Below are 17,028 nucleotides of genomic sequence, written 5' to 3'. Positions count from 1 at the left end.
CCACGGTCCAGCACGCGCGCTCCAGCGTGGCCAGCGGCCCGTCGGGGCGCTGCACGTCCAGCGTCAGCTTCACGTCCTTGTCGCCCGCCAGCGCCAGCGCCGCGCCGTTGAGGGGCGGCAGGCCGTTGGCGGTGACGCCCTTCGCCTGCAGCTCCACGCGGCCCAGCGGCGCGAGCGCGGAGCCGTTCACGTCCGCCTTCAGCGTCACCGTGCCGTCCGGCTTGTCCACGCCCTCGGCGCCCTGGAGCAGCTTCAGCGGCAGCTCCGCCACCAGCGCCTCCAGGTGCAGCGGCGCCTCCAGCGCCTGCGCGGGCGTGGGCGGCTTCGCGATGACGCCGCCCAGCGTGAAGGGCGTCTTCAGCGCGACGTAGGCCCGCGGCGCCAGGCCCTTCACGTCCAGCCGCGCGCCCAGCGTGGCGTCGCTCGCGTCGGAGCTCGCGTGCAGCTCGAAGCCCAGCGCCTGCGCGAAGAGGGCCTCCGGCCGGCCGGGGTAGCGCAGGTCCGCGCCCACCACCTCCAGGTCCAGGCGCGGGTCCTTCGCGGAGCCGTTCACCACCAGCGTGCCGGTAATCTGGCCCGTGGGGCCGGGCGGCTGGGCCGCGAGCTTCAGCGCCTCCGCGACGTCCAGCTTCTCCAGGTTCACCGTCAGGGACAGGGGCTCGTTGCGGCGGCGCAGCACGCCCTGCACGGGCACGTCGAACCTGGAGGACACGCGCGCCGCGTTCAGCTCCGCGCCCAGCGTGCCGGTGGCGCGGTCCTTCACGTACTGGGCCTTCAGCTGGAGCCCCAGGCCCTCGTAGCCCCGCGCCTTGCCGTCCACCAGGGTGAGGTCCACGTCCGCGTCCGGCCGCGCCATGCGCCCCTTCGCCGCGACGTGGCCGGACAGCGTGCCGCCCAGGCCCAGGTCCTCCGGCACCGCGATGCGCGGCAGCTTGGACAAGTCAAAGGCGCCCAGGTCGATGCGCGCGTCCACGCGCTCGCCGGCCTTCACCGCGGCGATCTTCAGCGTCTGCGGCCCCGCCGCGAGCGCCATCGGCGGCTCCAGCGCGATGCGCCCGCCCCCGAACGCCAGGTGCGTGGGCTGCTGGAGCGTCCAGGTGGCCTCCGGCCAGGACAACGAGAAGGCGCGCATGGCCAGCCCCTCGTTGTCCGCGTCCACCGTGCCCTCCACGCCCAGCGCGAGCTGCGCGTCGCCGTCCACGCGCACGCTCGCCTTCAGCTCGCGGTTCGCGTCGGTGGTGAGCGCCAGGGACAGGTCGCGGAAGGTCCTGCCCGCGGTCTTCAGCTGGCTCACCAGCACGGTGGCGTCGGTGGTGAGCGGACGGGTGACGTCCGGCACGCTCGCCTTGAGCGTCAGGTCCGTGATGGCGATATCGCCGTAGTTCAGCGCGACGAAGTTGCCGTCCGCCTTCACCCCCGGCGAGCGCGGCGGCCCCTGCACCCGCAGCTCCAGCGAACCGCTGCCGGACATGGGCGGCACGGTGCCGCCGGGGAGCAGCTTGTTGAGCGCCTGGGACAGCAGCTTCAGGTTGCCCGCGGACAGGCTGCCGCGCGCCTCCATCGCCTTCGCGGTGCCCTCGCCGGACGCGATGAACGCCGCGCCCGGCATCATCACGCGCAGGTTGGCCACGTTGTAGCGGCCGTCCTTCGCGCTGGCCTTCAGCTCGATGGGGCCCACCGACTGGCCCCGGTACTCCGAAGGGGACACCGTGAGGGCCACGTCGCCGTCCAGCGTGTCCACGCTGTCGCCGCCGCCGTGCGCGACGAGGTCCGCGGCGATGTTGGTGGGGATGCCCCCCTCCATCAGCTCCGCCAGGTTGACCCCGCGCGCCTTCACGGTGGTCTGCGTGGTGCGGTACGTCTTGAGGTTCACGTCGCCCGTCAGCTCCAGCGTGGCCTTGCCCGCGGACGCGTCCAGGTTCGCCTTCGCGACGTCGCCGTCCATGGATGCGGTGCCCTTCGCTTCAATGGGCACCACCAGCGGGTACGCGGGCACGAAGGCCTTCACCGGCTCGGGCGGCACCCGCAGGCGGCGCAGCTCCACGGCCGCGGCCGTCTCACCGGACTGCTTCGCGCCCAGGTCCGCCTCGATGCCCGCCAGCGCCAGCTGCGCGTCCACCTGGCGCACCACGTCCTTGCCCTGGCCCTTGAGCACCAGGCGCACCGGGCCCGTGAGCGGACGGGTGAGGCCGCCCGTGGCCTGGAGGTCCGCGGCGAAGTCCATGTCCGAAAGCCCGTAGTGGCCCTCGCCCTTCGCGCTGAGCTCCTCCAGGCGCACCTGGCGCTCGCCGCCGTCCGGCAGCTCCTGCTGGAAGTCCACGTAGCCGTGGCTGAGCTCGAAGTCCTTCAGGTCGATGCGCAGCGCGCTCTGGCCCTGGGTGGGCGGCTCCTCCGGCTTGGGCTCCTTGGGCTCCAGCGCGCGCATCAGGTTGAGGCCGCGCTCGTCCTGCACCAGGTACAGGCGGGGCGTCTCGATGCGCACCTTCGTCAGGTCCACCTGCTGGCCCAGCAGCGGGGACAGGTTCAGCCGCGCCTCCACGCGGGCGATCTCCGCCGCCAGGTCTCCCTCCGGCGTGTAGAGCTTGATGCCGGTGAGGACCACGCCGTCCAGGTCCAGGTCGAAGCCGCCCAGCTCCAGCCGGCCGGCCAGCTGCTTGTTCGCCAGGTCCACGCCGGAGCGGGCGATGCGGGCGGAGCCGCCCGGACTGGTGGCGTACACGAGCGCGCCCACCACCAGCAGGACGATGAGCCCCAGCAGACCCAGCAGGCCCCACAAGAGCCGCCGTCCCCAGCGCTTGCGCCGGTGGGGCGGGGCGGCGGGGGCGGGGGTCGTGGGGTCGCTCAAAACGCCTCTCCGATGGAGATATGGACCGCGCAGAGCCCTTCAGGGGCACCCGCGTACGCTGCCTCCGCGGAGGTCGAGGCCTTGTCGAACTTGCGTCCGAAGCCCAGGCATCCACCAGAGGACGGATAGATGTACCCGGGATCGCTGACGGGCAATCCCCGCCCGATGTTCAAGCGCCGCGCGAGGTCCAGCCGGATGGGGCCCACCACCGTGAGGTAGCGCAGGCCGGCGCCCAGGGCGTGGTAGTGCTCGGGACCGAACAGCTTGGGAGCGTTCTTGCCAAACAGCGCCTGCGTGCCCACCAGGCCGGAGTCGTAGAAGACCGCCACCATCAGGGAGTCCGTGAGCAGGTAGCGCAGCTCCACGGAGGTCTCGAAGAGGCTGTTGCCGCCCACGGGCACCGTGTCCCAGGAGTCCAGGATGGGCTTGCCGTCCGCGTCCACCAGGATGTTGCCGTCGTCGTCCTCCTTGTACGTGGGCGCCAGCGGCGTCATGGGGGACAGCCGCTGGCCGTTGAAGCCGCGCATCGCGGTGGCGCCGCCGGAGAAGAAGCGGGTGACGATGGAGCTCTGGCCGCCGCCCGCCGGGTCCAGCGTGCCCGCGCGCAGCTTCACCGCGAGCGTCAGGTCCTTGTTCTCTCCGATGGAGTGGTAGTAGCGCAGGTCCGGCAGCAGCCGGACGTAGTCGTACTGCCCGAAGAAGGGGCCGCCGCCCTTCTGGATGGAGAAGCCCACGTAGTAGCCGTCGCGCGGCTCGGTGCGGTCGTCGCGCCGGTCCCAGGCGAACGCCACCTCCAGGAAGCTCAGCGCCTGGTCGCATTTCCCCTCCGTGCTCTCGCAGCCCAGGATGATGGGCGGGACGCTCTCCTCCAGGCTCACCTGCCCCGTCAGCCGGTAGAGCTGCAGGTTGTACGAGGGGAAGACGGAGAAGGACGGGTGGGGGGTCCAGATGACGCCCGTCTTGAGGTAGCCGCCGTAGAACGAATACGCCTGCTGGAGGCCCTTCTCCGCGGTGACGGAGGCCTGCAGGGCCACGTCGCGGAAGAGGAACCGCGGCTGCTCGAACTCCGTGGTGAAGCTGAACACCGGCGCTTCCTTCGAGTCCGTGTCGCCCCGGATGCTCGCCAGCACGCTGGGGATGAACGCGTAGCCCACGCGTCCGCGCAGCGTGAGCCGCCGCAGGCGCCCCGGAAGTTGCGGTTGGTCCACTCGCCCAGCACGCGGCCTTCCTGCCGCGCGGCGTCCACGCCGATACCGCCGCCCAGCCTGATGGAATGGAAGGGCGACTCGCGCACGTCCACCACCACCGGCACGGTGGCGTTCTGCCGGTCCGGCGCGCCCCGGTTCACCTTCACCGCGCCGAAGACGCCCATGCGGAAGACGCGCGCCTGCGCCTCCGCCAGCGCCGCTTCGCTGAAGTACGCGCCCTTGGTCACGGCGCCCTGCGCCTGCTCGATGATGCGGCGGGGCGGCACCTGGGGGTTGCGTCCGTGGCGATGAAGATGTTGCCGAAGCGATAGCGCAGGCCCGGGGCAATCCGCAGGTCCACCACGGCCTTCTGCGTGGCCACGTCCACGCGCACCTCGCCGCCGACCTCCGCCTCCGCGTACCCCAGGTCCTTGAGCCGCTGGAGCACCAGCTCCTTGGTGGCGGCCCACGCGTCCTCGCGGAACACGTCGCCGGCCTTCACCGGCAGCTCCTCCAGGATGCGCTCGCGCTCGCGCTGCGACGGCTGGCCCTCGCCCTGGCTCAGCGCCTCCAGGCCGTGCGGTTCGACGCGGTCGATGAGGGTGGGCTCGCCCTCGTTGACCACCACCTTGAGGCGCACGGCCTTGTCGCCGGCGGGGATGACCTCGTTGGACTCCACCTGCGCCTGGTAGTAGCCCTGCGCCTGGTAGTAGCGCTCGATGCGGCGCAGGTCCGCCTGCCACGCGTTGGTGTCGAAGTAGTGCGCCTTGCCGAAGGGCCAGAACGCGTACCAGGGCGTGGAGGACGTGAGGATGCGGTCCTTGATGTCGCCCTCGTCCACCTGCTTCGTCCCCTGGATGTCCAGGGACTTCACCTTCGGCCCGGTGGGCTGATTGGAGGTGGTGGCGCACGCCGTCAACAGCACGGCCAGCGTGAGGGGCACGGCGGAGCGGAATCGAAGCAGTCGGACGTCGGCCACGTCACGTTTCTTACCGGAAGGCCACCCCCTGACGCGTTTCGCAATGTTTCTTTGTGTGGGGAGTGTCGCATTCCACGACCTCGGGGGCGGGGGCAGTGTCCGCCACCCCCCGGGCCCCGCCGTGGCGCGTGCAACCGGGCCCGGGGTGCGTCAGATTCGGGCCCCTATGGTCCGGCGAATCGCGATGTTGCTGTCGGCCACGCTGGTGCTCGCCACCGGCTGCGGCGTGAGCGAAGACGAAGTGGTCCAACTCAAGGAAGGGGAGAACCTCTCCGACACGCCCTACTGCGGCTCGCTCGGGTGCGCGGATCCGTTCCGCTTCTGCGCGGAGCTGTTCCTGGAGTTCGGCCGCTCGCCCCCCCTGTGCGTCGTGGAGAACATCTGCGACCGGCTGGAGTGCGCGAAGGAGGGCCGGCGCTGCGCCGTGTTCGACGGCTTCCCCGGCCAGGTGAAGTGCATCGAGGACAACGGCGGCTGACGCGGGAAGAAGGCGTCCCTTTTTCCGTCAGCGCCCGGGGCCCGGGGCGGCCGCGTGTCCAGCGGCCCGGGGCGGTGGCTGCGTCTTGAAGGCTAGCGGCGCGACGAGGCGGTGAGCCACGCCAGGCGCTCCGCGGCGTCCTTCGTCTGCGGCTCCGTGAGCAGCGCGTCCGTGTTCTGCGCGATGCGGTAGGCCCAGTTGGCGTCGCCCATGGTGCCGGGCAGGTTGATGCGGTCGCGCGTGCCCAGCACGTCCTGCCACGGCAGCACGCACAGGTCCGAGCCCGCGTTGAGCGCCGCGGCCAGCGTGGCGCGGTGGATGTCCGGGGTGAACTCGCGCGTCACCGCCACGCCCTGGAACTCCGGCCACGTGCGCGCGGCGCTCTGGCGCTCGTCCTCGCGCGCCTGCTCCCACCACTCCGCCTGCGGCTCCGTGTCGTGCGTGCCGGTGGTGACCAGCGACACGGCGGGGAACTGGTGCGGGTCGCGGTAGGTGTTGTCGTCGCGCTCCCAGCGCAGCACGCGGTAGCCGGGCAGCTTCAGCTCCGCGAGGATCTGCCGCACGAACGGGGGAATCACGCCCAGGTCCTCGGCGACGATGCCCGCGCCCTCCGACAGCAGGCGGAAGAGCTTCTCACCCTGGCTGCGCCAGGTGGCCTCGTCCGCGGGGACGAAGTAGCCGGTGGGGTTCTTCTCGTCGCGGATCCACTGCCGGAAGTAGCCCACCGCGTGGTCCACGCGGCGCAGGTCGTAGTAGCTGGCCGCCTTGGCCGCGCGCTTCTTCAGCCACGCGTAGTCGTCCTTCTCCATCGCGGCGAAGTCGAAGTAGGGCAGGCCCCAGTCCTGGCCCGTGGCGGAGAAGTCGTCCGGCGGCACGCCCAGGCGCGCGTCGCGGCGCAGGATGTCCGGGTGGGCCCAGCAGTCGGAGCTGTCCTGCCCGATGATGAAGGGCTCGTCCCCGCACAGCAGCACGTCCTTCGCCTTCGCCTGCGCGCGCACCTGGTTCCACTGGGCCTCCGCCAGCCACTGGAGCCACGCGTGGTAGCGCACGCGGCGCTCCAGGCCTTCCTGCTGGATGGCGAGCAGCGCCTGGGGCTGGCGCGTGCGCAGCCCTTCCGGCCACTCCCACCAGGGGCGGCGCCCTTCCTTCTCGCTGATGGCGGTGAAGAGGGCGTAGCTCTCCAGCCACTCGCCCTGCGCCTCGCGCCACTTCTGGAACTCCTGGGCGCGCGGCGTGCGCGGGGTCCACTCGTGGTGCTCGAAGTGGTCGAAGGCGCGCGCGAACGCGGCGTCCTTGAGCGGGAACACCAGGTCGTAGCGCACGCGCGGCGCGCCCCGGGCCTCCGCCAGCTGCTGCTTCTGCGTGTCGCTGAGCGCGCCCTCGCCGCCGGTGGCCTGGAACTCCGGCACCTGGCTCAGGTCGATGAAGAGCGGGTTCAGGCCGAACGCGGACCGGGTGGCGTAGGGGCTGGGGTCCCCGGGCGCGGTGGGGAGCAGGGGCAGCACCATCAGCAGGCGCTGACGCGCGGCCTTCATCCAGGAGAACAGGCCGTCCATGGCACCGAAGTCACCGATGCCGAAGTCCGTTCGCGAGCGCAGGGAGAAGAGAGGCAGCAGGAGACCGGAGAGCCGGCCAGGAGTGGACATGATGCGGCGCAATCTGCCCCAGCCCCGCCCCGGTGTGAACTCCCGTCGCGACGCAGTGCACACACGCCTGCCTGTCAGCCGGTGGAGAACGGTGGTTTTGGACTCCGGGCCGATGCGAGCGCTCAGTGGTTGACGGAGCGCACCCGACGCGGGCAGGACCGTCGCCGTGAAACGACTGCCCCTGTCCTTCTACGCCCGTCCCACCCTGGAGGTGGCGCGCGACCTCCTGGGCACCCTGCTGGTGGTGCACGGGGTGACGGGCCGGCGCGTGGGCCGCATCGTGGAGGTGGAGGCCTACCTGGGCGAGCACGACCTGGCGTGTCACTCATCCAAGGGGCGCACCCCGCGCACGGAGGTGATGTTCGGGCCGGCGGGGCGCTCCTACGTCTACCTCATCTACGGAATGCACCACTGCTTCAACGTGGTGACGGACGGGCCCGGGGTGGCGGCGGCGGTGCTGGTGCGGGGGGTGGAGCCGGTGGAGGGCATCCCGCCCGGCGAGCGGACGGACGGGCCCGGGCGGCTGTGCCGGGTGCTGGGGCTGAACCTGAACCACAACGGCCTCAAGCTGGACTCGGATGGGCTGCACCTGCTGCCGGGGACGCCGGTGCCGGACGCGCGGGTGGAGCGGGGGCCGCGCATCGGCGTGGAGTACGCCGGGGCGTGGGCCGCTGAACCCTTCCGGCTGTGGGACCGGGACAGTGGACACGTCAGCCGCTTCGTGTCCCGGCGGCCTCGCCGTCGTCCTTGACGCGGAACGTTCTGGCTGGTTGGGTGGAAGACGCCATGTCCCAAGAGGTTTCCCAGGAAGAAGACCGGCAGGAAGAAGACCGGCGGCTCCTGGCAAGGGCCCAGGACGGTGACGTGTCCGCCTTCGAGGCCCTGGTCGGCCTGCACCAGGACCGGGTGTACGGCCTGGCGCTGCGGATGACGCGCTCGGAAGCGGACGCGGCGGAAATCACCCAGGACACCTTCCTCTCCGCCTACCAGCACCTGAAGGACTTCCGGGGCGAGGCGGCCTTCGGGTCCTGGGTGCACCGCATCGCGGCGAACCACGCCCTCATGCGCCTGCGCCACCGCCGGGTGGCCCAGGCGGCCGAGTCGGAGCTCCAGGCGCCGGAGTTCACGGAGCGGGGCACCCTGGCGGACTACCCCGTCACGGACTGGAGCCGGGACGCGGAGGAGAAGGCGCTGGACGCGGAGCTGGGGCAGGCAATCCAGCAGGCGGCCGACCGGTTGCCGGAGGGCTACCGGGAAGTCTTCCTCTTGAAAGACGTGGACGGCCTCAGCTACGAACAAATCGCAGAAGTGACGGGGGACTCCATCCCCGCCATCAAGAGCCGCCTGCATCGGGCGCGGCTCGCGCTGCGAGAAGCCATCGACCTGTTCTACAACCGGGACAATCGCGGGGTGTGAAACCCCCAGGGCGCCTCGGCATCTTCGAACTGGAACGAGGGGAGCCGCAGCCAGCCGAGGTTCGGATGTATACGTGCAAAGATTCCATCAACCTCCTGCTGGAGTTCCTCGAGGGTGAGATGCCCGAGGAGGAGGCGCGGCACCTGCAGGAGCACCTGTCGGGCTGCAAGCCCTGCGAGGAGTTCCTCAGCACCTACCGGGCGACTCCCGGCCTCTGCAAGCGCGCCATGGCGCTGAAGATGCCCCGGGAGGTGTCGGCGAAGCTGACCGAGTTCCTGCGCTCGAAGATCAAGTCCTGCTCGTGAACCTGAAACAACTGTCGCTGCCGGAGCTGGAAGCGGCGCTCGCGCCGGCCCAGCCGTCCGCGACCGCGGTGCGCAAGGTGTTCGCGGGCGTCTTCGCCCACGCCCGTCCCACGGTGGACGCCATCGCGCTGGCGCCCCAGGTGCCGCGCCGGGTCGCGGACCTGCTCCGCGCCCAGGCGGAGCTGCCGTCCCTGAAAATCGTCGAACGGCGTCAGGCGGAAGACGGCTTTGTGAAGTACCTCTTCGAGTCGCCGCTGGGCGGCCGCATCGAGGCGGTGCGCATCCCCATTTTCGAGGAGAAGTACGTCGTCTGCGTGTCCAGCCAGGTGGGCTGCGCGCTGGCGTGCGACTTCTGCATGACGGGCAAGCTGGGCTTCCAGCGCAACCTCCAGACCTGGGAGATCCTGGACCAGGTGATGCAGGTGCGCGCGGAGGCGGACCGGCGCGTGGGCGGCGTCGTGTTCATGGGGATGGGCGAGCCGCTGCTCAACTACAAGGAAACGGTCCGCGCGGCGCAGATCCTCTCGCACCCGGCGGGGTTCTCCATCTCCGGCACGGCCATCACGTTCTCCACCGCGGGGCATGTCCCGGCCATTCGCCGCTACACGCGGGAGGGGCATCCGTTCCGGCTGGCGTTCAGCGTGACGAGCGCCATCCCGGAGAAGCGCGCGAAGGTGCTCCCCATCGAGAAGACGCACCCGCTGCCGGAGCTGATTGAAGCCATCCGCGAGTACAGCGAGGCGCGGCGCGAGCGGGCGATGATCGCCTACGTGGCCATCCAGGGCTTCAACCTGGGGCGCGAGGACGCGGAGGCGCTGAAGGCGGCGTTCGAGGGCATCCCCATCAAGGTGGACCTCATCGACGTGACGGATCCAACGGGCAAGTACCTGCCGCCCACGGCGGAGGAGCTGAGCGCGTTCCGGGACCACCTGCAGATCCTGAAGGCGCCCATCGCGCGGCGCTACTCGGGCGGCAAGGAGATTGGCGCCGCGTGCGGCACGCTGGCGGCCAGCCAGTACGGCGGCACCGTGCTGCCGACGCCGGCGGTGGCGCCCCGCCAGGCCTGACGTGCGCGCGTGTTCACCGTCGCGCGGCTGGTGGAGAACACGGGTTTCGCCGGGCGGGAAGACGACTTAAGTCTCGCGGGAGGCGCTTGCGGGCCTGGAGGGCACCGAGCGGATGTGGATCGAGCATGTCGACAAGCTGATTGGAGCGCTGGGGCCGTTCGGGTTCCTGGTGCTCGGCGTGGCGGCGATGCTGGAGTACGTGGTGCCGCCGTTCCCCGGGGACACCATCGTGTTGATGGGCGGCATTTATGCCGTGCGCGGGGAGAAGCCCTGGTGGCTGGTGCTCGCGGTGGTGACGGCGGGCAGCGTGGTGGGCGCGCTCATCAACTACGCGGTGGGCCAGTGGCTGGCGAAGCGCTTCGATGCGAACCCGAGCCGCTCCTTCTTCGGGCTCACGCATGCGCGGCTGGAGCAGGTGCAGACGCGGATGCGGCACGCGGGGCCGTGGCTGCTGCTGGTGAACCGCTTCCTGCCGGGCATCCGGGGCGTCATCTTCATCGCGGCGGGGGCGGCGCGCGTGCCGCGCTTCAACGCGCTGGTGCTGGGCGCGGTGTCCGCGCTGGCGCACAGCGGCCTCATCCTGGCGCTGGGCATGGCGGTGGGCGGCAACCTGGAGCGGCTGACGCTGCTGGTGTCGCGCTACCAGTACGCCGTGATTGGGCTGCTGGTGGTGGCGGCGCTGGGGTTCGGCGTGCGGGTGTTGACGCGGCGGCGTGAGTCGGCCGTGGAACCGTAGCGGGCCCGTCCGGGCAGGGAAATGTGCGGGGACTGCCTGCCGCGGCGGCGCGCACGTTGCGCGGGCCCGGGGTGGCGCGCTTGAGTCGGGGCATGTTCCGCGCCCGTGCTCGCTGGTGGCTGCTCGTGTTGCTCGTCCTGGTGGGAGGGTGCCGCTGTGGCGACGCCCCCGGCGTGGGCGGTGCGACCGCCAGCTTCCGGCCACAGGAAGAGGTCGTGGACTTCGGCCGGGTGCTGGAGGGCACGCAGGTGCGCCGCTCGCTGACGCTGGTGGCCACCGGCCGCGCGGGCGTCACGGTGGAGGCGGTGACGGACGCGCCCTTCTTCGTGGTCGTGTCCCAGGTTGTCGTCGCGGGCAGCGGCACGGGCACGGTGGACATCCTGTTCTCCGCGGGCAACACGCCGGTGCAGGGCGAGCTGGTGCTCACCGCGGGGCGCACCACCGCGAAGGTGAGGCTCACCGGCGTGGGCGTGCGTCCGCTGGCGTGCGTGCCGACGGGCGAGTGCCGCGACTCGCGCTTCGACCTGGAGTCTGGCCAGTGCATCGAATCGCCGCAGGCGGACGGCGCGTCGTGCATCCCGGGCAGCCGCTGCCAGGAGAACGGCCGCTGTCAGGCGGGCGTCTGCGTGGGGCAGCCGCGCACGTGTGATGACGACAACCCGTGCACGGTGGACAGCTGTTCTCCAACGCAGGGCTGCGTGACGGCGAGCGTGGCGTGCCCGGCGCCGCTCAACCCATGCAAGGTGGGCGTGTGCGACCGCAACGCGGGCTGCGAGGAGGTAGACGTGGCGGACTTCAGCCCCTGCGGCGCGGTGAGCTGCAAGGCGGCGCAGGTCTGCTTCAGCGGCACGTGCCGGACGGTGACGCCGCCGGACGGGTTCGTCTGCGCGCCGGCAACGCCCTGCCAGGACGAGGGCAAGTGCAGCGCGGGCGAGTGCATGCGCCCGGACGCGGGAGACCTGGAACCCGACTTCAGCGCGGAGCTGGGCGGCGTGCCCGTCGCGGAGGACGGAGGGCCGGTGCTGCTGGTGGACGATGGGACGGTCTACGCATCGGTGTGCGGCGAGGATGCAGGCTGCTGGCTCGCCGCGTACACGGAGAGCGGGCTGCTGCGCTACGAGTCGCCCTACGAGGACGGGGGCGTCAGGACGTTGCTCGCGGCGTCGGATGCGGGAGTGGTGGTGCTGGCGCCGGAGGCCCTGGAGGCGTACGCGCCCCGGGGCGTGGGCGAGCTGCGCTGGCGCACGTCGCTGGCCATCTCCGATGCGGCGCTGGATGGAGGGACACCCGAGGGCGTGCCTGTCACGGGAGCGGGCAGGGTGGCGCTGACGAAGGAAGGGGACGTGCTGACGTACGTCACGTGGAGCGGCGACGCGGGCACGGAGCCGCTGCGCTCCCGGCTCGTGTTGTTGAGCGCGGACGCGGGAGTACCGCTGGCGATGGGGCCGGAGGAGGACGGCGGTGGCGTCGCAAGGCTCGCGGTGGACGACGCGCGCGGTGCGTATCTCTACACGCCGTGGGATGGACGGCTGGCCTTCACGGATTGGGCACCACCGCCTGAAGCGAGCACGGACGGCGGAGCACTTACGGGCTCGCACTTGCGTGCCGCGAACGCGACCTGGCCCGGTGCATCCACCACGGGCTCCGGATCCACGTTCGGTCCGGTCGCGCTTGCGGACGGTGGTGTCGCATCGCTGAGCCTCGAACCGCTCGGGTCCGGTGTTCCCGAGGGTGCGCCGTCACTGGCGCTCGCGTCGGGGCGGTTGCTCGTGGGCACGCGGGCCTTCGTGGACATGGATGGCGGCGTGCTCGGCGCGCTGGATTGGGACGCGGGCACGCGCACGCTGTCTCCCCTGGCGGAGCCCGTGCTGATGTCGCCCGGCGGCACGGTCGGTCATGCGCTCGCGCTCTCGTGCGACCACACGGATGGCACCCCTTGCGTCGACGCGGACCTGCGCACGGTGCTGCGGTCGTTCAGCTCCGACGATGGCCACTTCCTCTCGGAGGTGGACGTGCTGCCCTCGCCGCTGTTGCCCGGCACCTTCCACGAAGCCGCGCTGCTGGAGCAGAGCAACGTGGGCGTGCTCGCGGACGCAGAGCTGCCGAACGGTCAGCGTCAGGCGTGGCTCGAGTGGATTGCCTTCGGCAACAAGGTCAATCAGTGCGCCCTGCCGGGCCGCGTGGAGGTCGCGGGCGCGGTGTTCTCAGGAGACCTGCTGCACGTGGCCCTGCGCCGTGACGGCGTCTGGCGCCTGGAGTCCTATCCCGTCGGCGTGCGCGCCGAAGTCCATGGCTGGCCCCAGCGCAACGCCAGTCCCGCCGGGACGCGCCGGGCCGTGCCCTAGCCGCCCACCGCCGGGTCCACCCAGAGGTCCTCGAAGCGCACCTGCGGCGGAGTCTGATGCAGCCGCAGGTTCTGCACGGACGCCGCGGCGGCCGCGTGCGTGCGGTCGTGGTACAGCGGGATGAGCGGGCAGTCCTCGCGCGCCAGCTGCTCCGCGCGCTTGTAGAGCTGCGAGCGCAGCTCCGGGTCGATGGACACGCGCGCTTCCGCGGTGAGCCGGTCCAGCTCCGGGTTGCGGTAGCCCAGCGGGTACACCGTCTGCGCGCTGGAGTTGAGCAGGAAGTGCAGGAACGCGTCGGGGTCCGGGAAGTCCGCCAGCCACAGCGTGCGGAACGCCGGGACCTTCCCCTCGCGCAGGCGCGGCAGGTACTCCTCCGGGCTCATCTGCTCGTGCCGCAGCTCCAGCAGCCCCGCTTGAATCATGGGCCGGAAGAGCACCGCGTCCTCCGCGGACGTGTCGCGGCCCAGCGGGTGGTGCAGGGTGAGCTGCAACCGCCGCACGCCCGCCTCGCGCAAGAGCCGCTCCGCCAGCGTCAGGTCCGGCACCGGCGCGGGCCCCAGCTCCTGGGCCCCGTCCAGCAGCTCCGGCGGCGTGAAGGTGCGCGCCACGCGAGCCCCCGGGTGGAACTGCTCCACCACGCCCGGGATGTCCATGCCCGCGCGCAGAGCCCGCCGCACGCGCACGTCGTTGTACGGCGCCTCGTTCAGGTTGAGCCCCAGGAACGCCGTGGAGGGCGTGGTGCTGGTCACCACCTGGTGCGCCTCCAGCCCCTTGGCCTCCGTGTGCTCCACGTGCAGGAACGACACGAGGTCCACCTGCCCGTCCAGCAGCTGCCGCACCGCCTGGGGCCGCGTGTCCGAGAGGACGAACTCCAGCCGGTCCAGCAGCGGCACCCCGCCGCGCCAGTAGGTGGCGTTGCGCTCCAGCACCATCCGGTCCGGCTGCAGGCCGACGACGCGGAACGGCCCGGTGCCCACCAGCTTCCCCGCCGCGTCCAGCTTCGCGACCGCCGTGGCCGTCAGCGCCATGAGCTGGAGGAAGAAGGCCTTGGGCTCGCGCAGGCGGATCTCCAGCGTGCCCTCGTCCAGGACCTCGATGCCCGTCACCTCGCGCGCCAGGCCGCTGGAGTACTCCCGCGCGCCCTCCACGTCCTCCAGCAGGCTGCGGTCCGGCGAGCGCAGCGCCGGGTCCATCAGCCGCTCCAGGTGGCGCTTCACGTCCAGGGCGGTGAACATGCTGCCGTCGTGGAAGGTGACGCCCCGGCGCAGGTAGAAGCGGTAGCGGCGCGCGGAGGGGTCCGCGTCCCAGCGCTCGGCCAGGTCGGGCACCAGCACGCCGTCCTCCAGCCGCACGAGGCAGGAGAAGAGGCACGCCGTCAGCTCCGCCATCTGGTTCTCGACGCTGAACAGCGGATCCACCGCCTGCCGCGCGCGCAGCGAGCCCGCCTGGTGCAACCCCACCCGCAGCGTGCCGCCCGTGCGCGCGCGGGGCAGCTGGAAGCGGAACACCTCCGCCTCCAGGCTCACCGTCTCGTGGCTCAGCTGGTCCACCGTGCGGTCCAGCTCGTCACCGATGCGGATGACGCGGCGTGCGTCCTCGCGCACCTGGGCCACCTCTTCACGGATGGACGCGTCGCCCCGGGTGAGCACCTGGTGCGCGGAGCGCAGCTCCTCGATGGCCGCGCTCAGCCGCATCACCGCCTCGGACAGGTCGCGGCCGGTGCGCGCCTGCGCCTCCGCCTTTTGTCCGGCGCTCTGGCCCACGCGCGACATCTCTTGAATCTGGCGCACCAGGTCCCGCGCGTTGCCGGACTGCTCGATGGCCATGCGCGTGATGTCCTCCACGCGCTGGGCCACGCGCTTGCTGGCCTCCACCACGGTGGCGCCCTGCGCCTCCAGTTGCTGCGTCTCCATCACCGTGGCTTCCACGGCGGCGAAGGTGCGCTGGGTGATGGCGCGGATCTCGCTCAGGGCCTCGGAGGCGCGGTCGCCCAGGGCCACGCCCGCGGTGGCTTGCTCGCGCCCCTCCTGCACCAGCGCGACGGCGGTCTCCACCGCGTCGCGGATGCCCGTCACCATGGTGCCAATCTCGCGCGTGGAGCGCGTGGTGCGCTCGGCGAGGCTGCGGATCTCATTGGCCACCACGCCGAAGGGGCGGCCGTGCTCGCCCGCCTGCGCGGCGATGATGGCGGCGTTGAGGGCCAGGAGGTTCGTCTGGTCGGCGATCTCCTGGATGACGTCCACGATGCGGCCAATCTCCAGCGACCGCGTGCCGAGCATCTCCATCAGCTCGGCCGCCTTGCGCACCGTCTCCTCCACCCGGTACATGCCCTGCACGCTGTCGCTCACCAGCGCCTCGCCGCGCTGGGCGGTGGTGGTGACGGCGACGGCCATGCTGTTGGTCTCCATGGCGCGGCGGCGCACGGCGTAGATGCCGCCCTCCACCAGCGCGACGAAGTCCTCCGCCTCGGAGGCGAAGCGGCCCAGCTCGTCGCCCGACGCGGCGATGTGCGTGAGCCGCTCCGTCATCGCCTGGGTGAGGCCGCTGGTGCGCTGGCTGAAGTCGTTGACGGTCTCCAGGCCGTCCACCACCTGGTGCAGCCGCTCGGTCATCTCCAGCAGGGCGCCCGTCGTCTCGTGCGCGAAGGTCTCAATGTGCTGCACGCGCTTGATGGCCACTTGGAGGCTGGTGCCGTTGCCGCCCACGGCGGACAGCGTGCGCTCCACGGCGCCGCCCTGACGGCGCGCGGCCTCCAGCAGCATGCGGGCCTGCTCGCTCACGCCGTTGCCGGTGCGGTGCAGGTTGCTCGTCACGCGCTGCACCTGGGACAGGGCGCGGCGCAGGGACAGGATGAGGCGGCGCAGGTCCTCCTGGCCCTCGAAGCCCGTGTGGATGGGCGTGGTGAGGTCGCCCTCCGCCAGCCGGGACATCAGGTCGCGCCGCTCGCGCCGGCGCATCGCCGCGAAGCGGAACCACGCCAGATAGCTGCCGATGAGCCAGAGCAGCGGCACGCCGAACAGCAGCACCGCCCACCCGGCCGCGTCATCCGGCTGGCCCGTCACCCACCGCAGCAGCAGGCCCAGGAGGATGGCGGAGACCAGGGCCGCCGCCACCCCGAACGAGAAAAGGTACCGTTTGGCGCCCATGGACGGGGTGGACGCTAACCCGCCTTCTCGCGCCGGTCCTCAATTCGACGCATGCTTCATGAGACATGAGGGCCCTCTTCGCCATCGCCATGCTGGCGCTCCCGGTAATCCCCGCCAGCACGGGCGCCGAGGCCACGAGGGCCGGAAGCCCGGCGCGGTTCGTCTTCGCGTGGCGGGGCGTGCCGGTGGGGACGGTGGGGCTGTCCCTGGACGCGGGGCGGTTCACGTACACCAGCCGGCACCTGCACGTGCGCGACGGCCGCGCGGGCGAGCGTGTGCGAGAGGTGACGCTGCGGGTGGACGCCGCGGGGCGCGTGAGGGACGCGGACGCGGTGCCCCAGGCGCTGTGGCTGTGGCGCGGGCCGCCCCCCGAGGGCTGCGTGAAGGGCCGCGAGGAGCTGTCCGGCCAGGAGGGCCCCCACTGCGTCACGAAGCGAGGCCCCACGAGCGCCGAGGGTACGATGCTGGGCGCGCGCTTCCGCGCCCGCTACGACGAGCAGGGCCAGCTCCAGGCGCTGGAGGTGGGGGACTCCCGCTTCACGCGGGCGGCCCCCGGGGAGCGGCTGCGCGCACCGCCGGAGCTCTTCGCGGAAGGGGTGCCCGTGGAGGGTGGCACCAAAGGCCCGCTGAGGCTCGTGCCAGGCGGGCAGGCACGGCCCGCCTCGGAGCCGGCGACTCGCGGGGAGGGGACGTCCCTCGCGGTCCCGGCCCGGCTGCCGGAGATGACGGAGTGGACGTCCGCCGAGGCGCGGGCCCTCTCCGCGAAGGTGCACGCGGCCTTCCCGGACAAGGGGCCCACGGCGGCGGACTGGCGCTCGGGCGGGGAGGGCGAGGCCGGAGGCTGCCTGGCCCACGCGCTGCGCTTCGCGTCCCTGGCG

The 17,028-nt window shown here is 71.9% G+C and carries 13 protein-coding genes; 8 read left to right on the top strand and 5 right to left on the bottom strand.

The window, feature by feature from the left end; translation table 11 throughout:
• The 3 genes from ACLEQD_RS17650 to ACLEQD_RS17640 form a co-directional block, all read right to left on the bottom strand.
• Positions 1 to 2,845: AsmA family protein (locus ACLEQD_RS17650; RefSeq protein WP_410385458.1), on the bottom strand; the 2,845-nt coding region annotated here is incomplete at its 3' end.
• Positions 2,842 to 4,053, bottom strand: coding sequence for a BamA/TamA family outer membrane protein (locus ACLEQD_RS17645; RefSeq protein WP_410385456.1), 1,212 nt, complete (start codon positions 4,051 to 4,053; stop codon positions 2,842 to 2,844). The genes ACLEQD_RS17645 and ACLEQD_RS17650, both read right to left, overlap by 4 nt.
• A 223-nt stretch (positions 4,054 to 4,276) precedes the next feature.
• Positions 4,277 to 5,011: a POTRA domain-containing protein gene (locus ACLEQD_RS17640; protein ID WP_410385454.1), complete on the bottom strand. Its 735-nt coding sequence runs from the start codon at positions 5,009 to 5,011 to the stop codon at positions 4,277 to 4,279.
• Between the two features lie 166 nt (positions 5,012 to 5,177).
• On the opposite strand from ACLEQD_RS17640, the gene ACLEQD_RS17635 reads away from it, so the two are divergent.
• On the top strand, positions 5,178 to 5,489 hold the full coding sequence (locus tag ACLEQD_RS17635) for a hypothetical protein (protein ID WP_410385453.1): 312 nt from the start codon (positions 5,178 to 5,180) through the stop codon (positions 5,487 to 5,489).
• Between the two features lie 92 nt (positions 5,490 to 5,581).
• Here the strand turns inward: ACLEQD_RS17635 and ACLEQD_RS17630 are convergent, their stop codons facing one another.
• Positions 5,582 to 7,135 carry a 4-alpha-glucanotransferase gene (locus tag ACLEQD_RS17630; protein WP_410385452.1) on the bottom strand — a complete coding sequence of 518 codons (1,554 nt, stop codon included), beginning with the start codon at positions 7,133 to 7,135 and terminating at the stop codon, positions 5,582 to 5,584.
• A 166-nt stretch (positions 7,136 to 7,301) separates the two neighbouring features.
• Between ACLEQD_RS17630 and ACLEQD_RS17625 the strand changes: the two genes are divergently transcribed.
• From ACLEQD_RS17625 to ACLEQD_RS17600, 6 genes are all read left to right on the top strand, one after another.
• The gene (locus ACLEQD_RS17625; RefSeq protein WP_410385450.1) at positions 7,302 to 7,886 is read left to right on the top strand and encodes a DNA-3-methyladenine glycosylase; all 585 of its coding nucleotides are present in this window, start codon (positions 7,302 to 7,304) and stop codon (positions 7,884 to 7,886) included.
• 35 nt (positions 7,887 to 7,921) lie between these two features.
• A complete protein-coding gene (locus ACLEQD_RS17620; RefSeq protein ID WP_410385448.1) occupies positions 7,922 to 8,551 on the top strand; it encodes an RNA polymerase sigma factor in 630 nt (209 codons plus the stop codon).
• Between the two features lie 65 nt (positions 8,552 to 8,616).
• A complete protein-coding gene (locus ACLEQD_RS17615; RefSeq protein WP_014399836.1) occupies positions 8,617 to 8,856 on the top strand; it encodes an anti-sigma factor family protein in 240 nt (79 codons plus the stop codon).
• Positions 8,853 to 9,923: a radical SAM protein gene (locus tag ACLEQD_RS17610; protein WP_410385446.1), complete on the top strand. Its 1,071-nt coding sequence runs from the start codon at positions 8,853 to 8,855 to the stop codon at positions 9,921 to 9,923. The genes ACLEQD_RS17615 and ACLEQD_RS17610 overlap by 4 nt, the downstream gene beginning before the upstream one ends.
• A 112-nt stretch (positions 9,924 to 10,035) precedes the next feature.
• Positions 10,036 to 10,659 (top strand): DedA family protein, encoded by a 624-nt coding sequence (locus ACLEQD_RS17605; RefSeq protein ID WP_410385444.1) that lies wholly within the window; start codon positions 10,036 to 10,038, stop codon positions 10,657 to 10,659.
• Positions 10,660 to 10,751: 92 nt separating this feature from the next.
• Entirely contained in the window at positions 10,752 to 13,004 is a 2,253-nt protein-coding gene (locus ACLEQD_RS17600; RefSeq protein ID WP_410385442.1) for a hypothetical protein, read from the top strand.
• On the opposite strand, the gene ACLEQD_RS17595 is transcribed toward ACLEQD_RS17600, so the two are convergent.
• Positions 13,001 to 16,150, bottom strand: a complete 3,150-nt coding sequence (locus ACLEQD_RS17595; protein ID WP_410385441.1) for an ABC transporter substrate-binding protein — start codon at positions 16,148 to 16,150, stop codon at positions 13,001 to 13,003. The two genes, ACLEQD_RS17600 and ACLEQD_RS17595, sit on opposite strands and share 4 nt — an antisense overlap.
• Before the next feature lie 65 nt (positions 16,151 to 16,215).
• On the opposite strand from ACLEQD_RS17595, the gene ACLEQD_RS17590 reads away from it, so the two are divergent.
• Positions 16,216 to 17,028, top strand: an 813-nt coding sequence (locus ACLEQD_RS17590) for a transglutaminase domain-containing protein (protein WP_410385440.1), incomplete at its 3' end; no start/stop codon positions are given.

Origin of the sequence: Corallococcus sp. 4LFB (assembly GCF_046520365.1) — a bacterium.
In the GTDB taxonomy this organism is placed as follows: Bacteria; Myxococcota; Myxococcia; order Myxococcales; family Myxococcaceae; genus Corallococcus; species Corallococcus caeni.
This window is presented reverse-complemented; position numbering and strand designations above follow the sequence as displayed.

Coding starts and splice junctions, on each gene's coding strand:
- ACLEQD_RS17635 (WP_410385453.1), top strand. CDS start 5,178: ATGGTCCGGCGAATCGCGATGTTGCTGTCGGCCACGCTGGTGCTCGCC.
- ACLEQD_RS17630 (WP_410385452.1), bottom strand. CDS start 7,135: ATGTCCACTCCTGGCCGGCTCTCCGGTCTCCTGCTGCCTCTCTTCTCC.
- ACLEQD_RS17620 (WP_410385448.1), top strand. CDS start 7,922: ATGTCCCAAGAGGTTTCCCAGGAAGAAGACCGGCAGGAAGAAGACCGG.
- ACLEQD_RS17615 (WP_014399836.1), top strand. CDS start 8,617: ATGTATACGTGCAAAGATTCCATCAACCTCCTGCTGGAGTTCCTCGAG.
- ACLEQD_RS17605 (WP_410385444.1), top strand. CDS start 10,036: ATGTGGATCGAGCATGTCGACAAGCTGATTGGAGCGCTGGGGCCGTTC.
- ACLEQD_RS17600 (WP_410385442.1), top strand. CDS start 10,752: ATGTTCCGCGCCCGTGCTCGCTGGTGGCTGCTCGTGTTGCTCGTCCTG.
- ACLEQD_RS17595 (WP_410385441.1), bottom strand. CDS start 16,150: ATGGGCGCCAAACGGTACCTTTTCTCGTTCGGGGTGGCGGCGGCCCTG.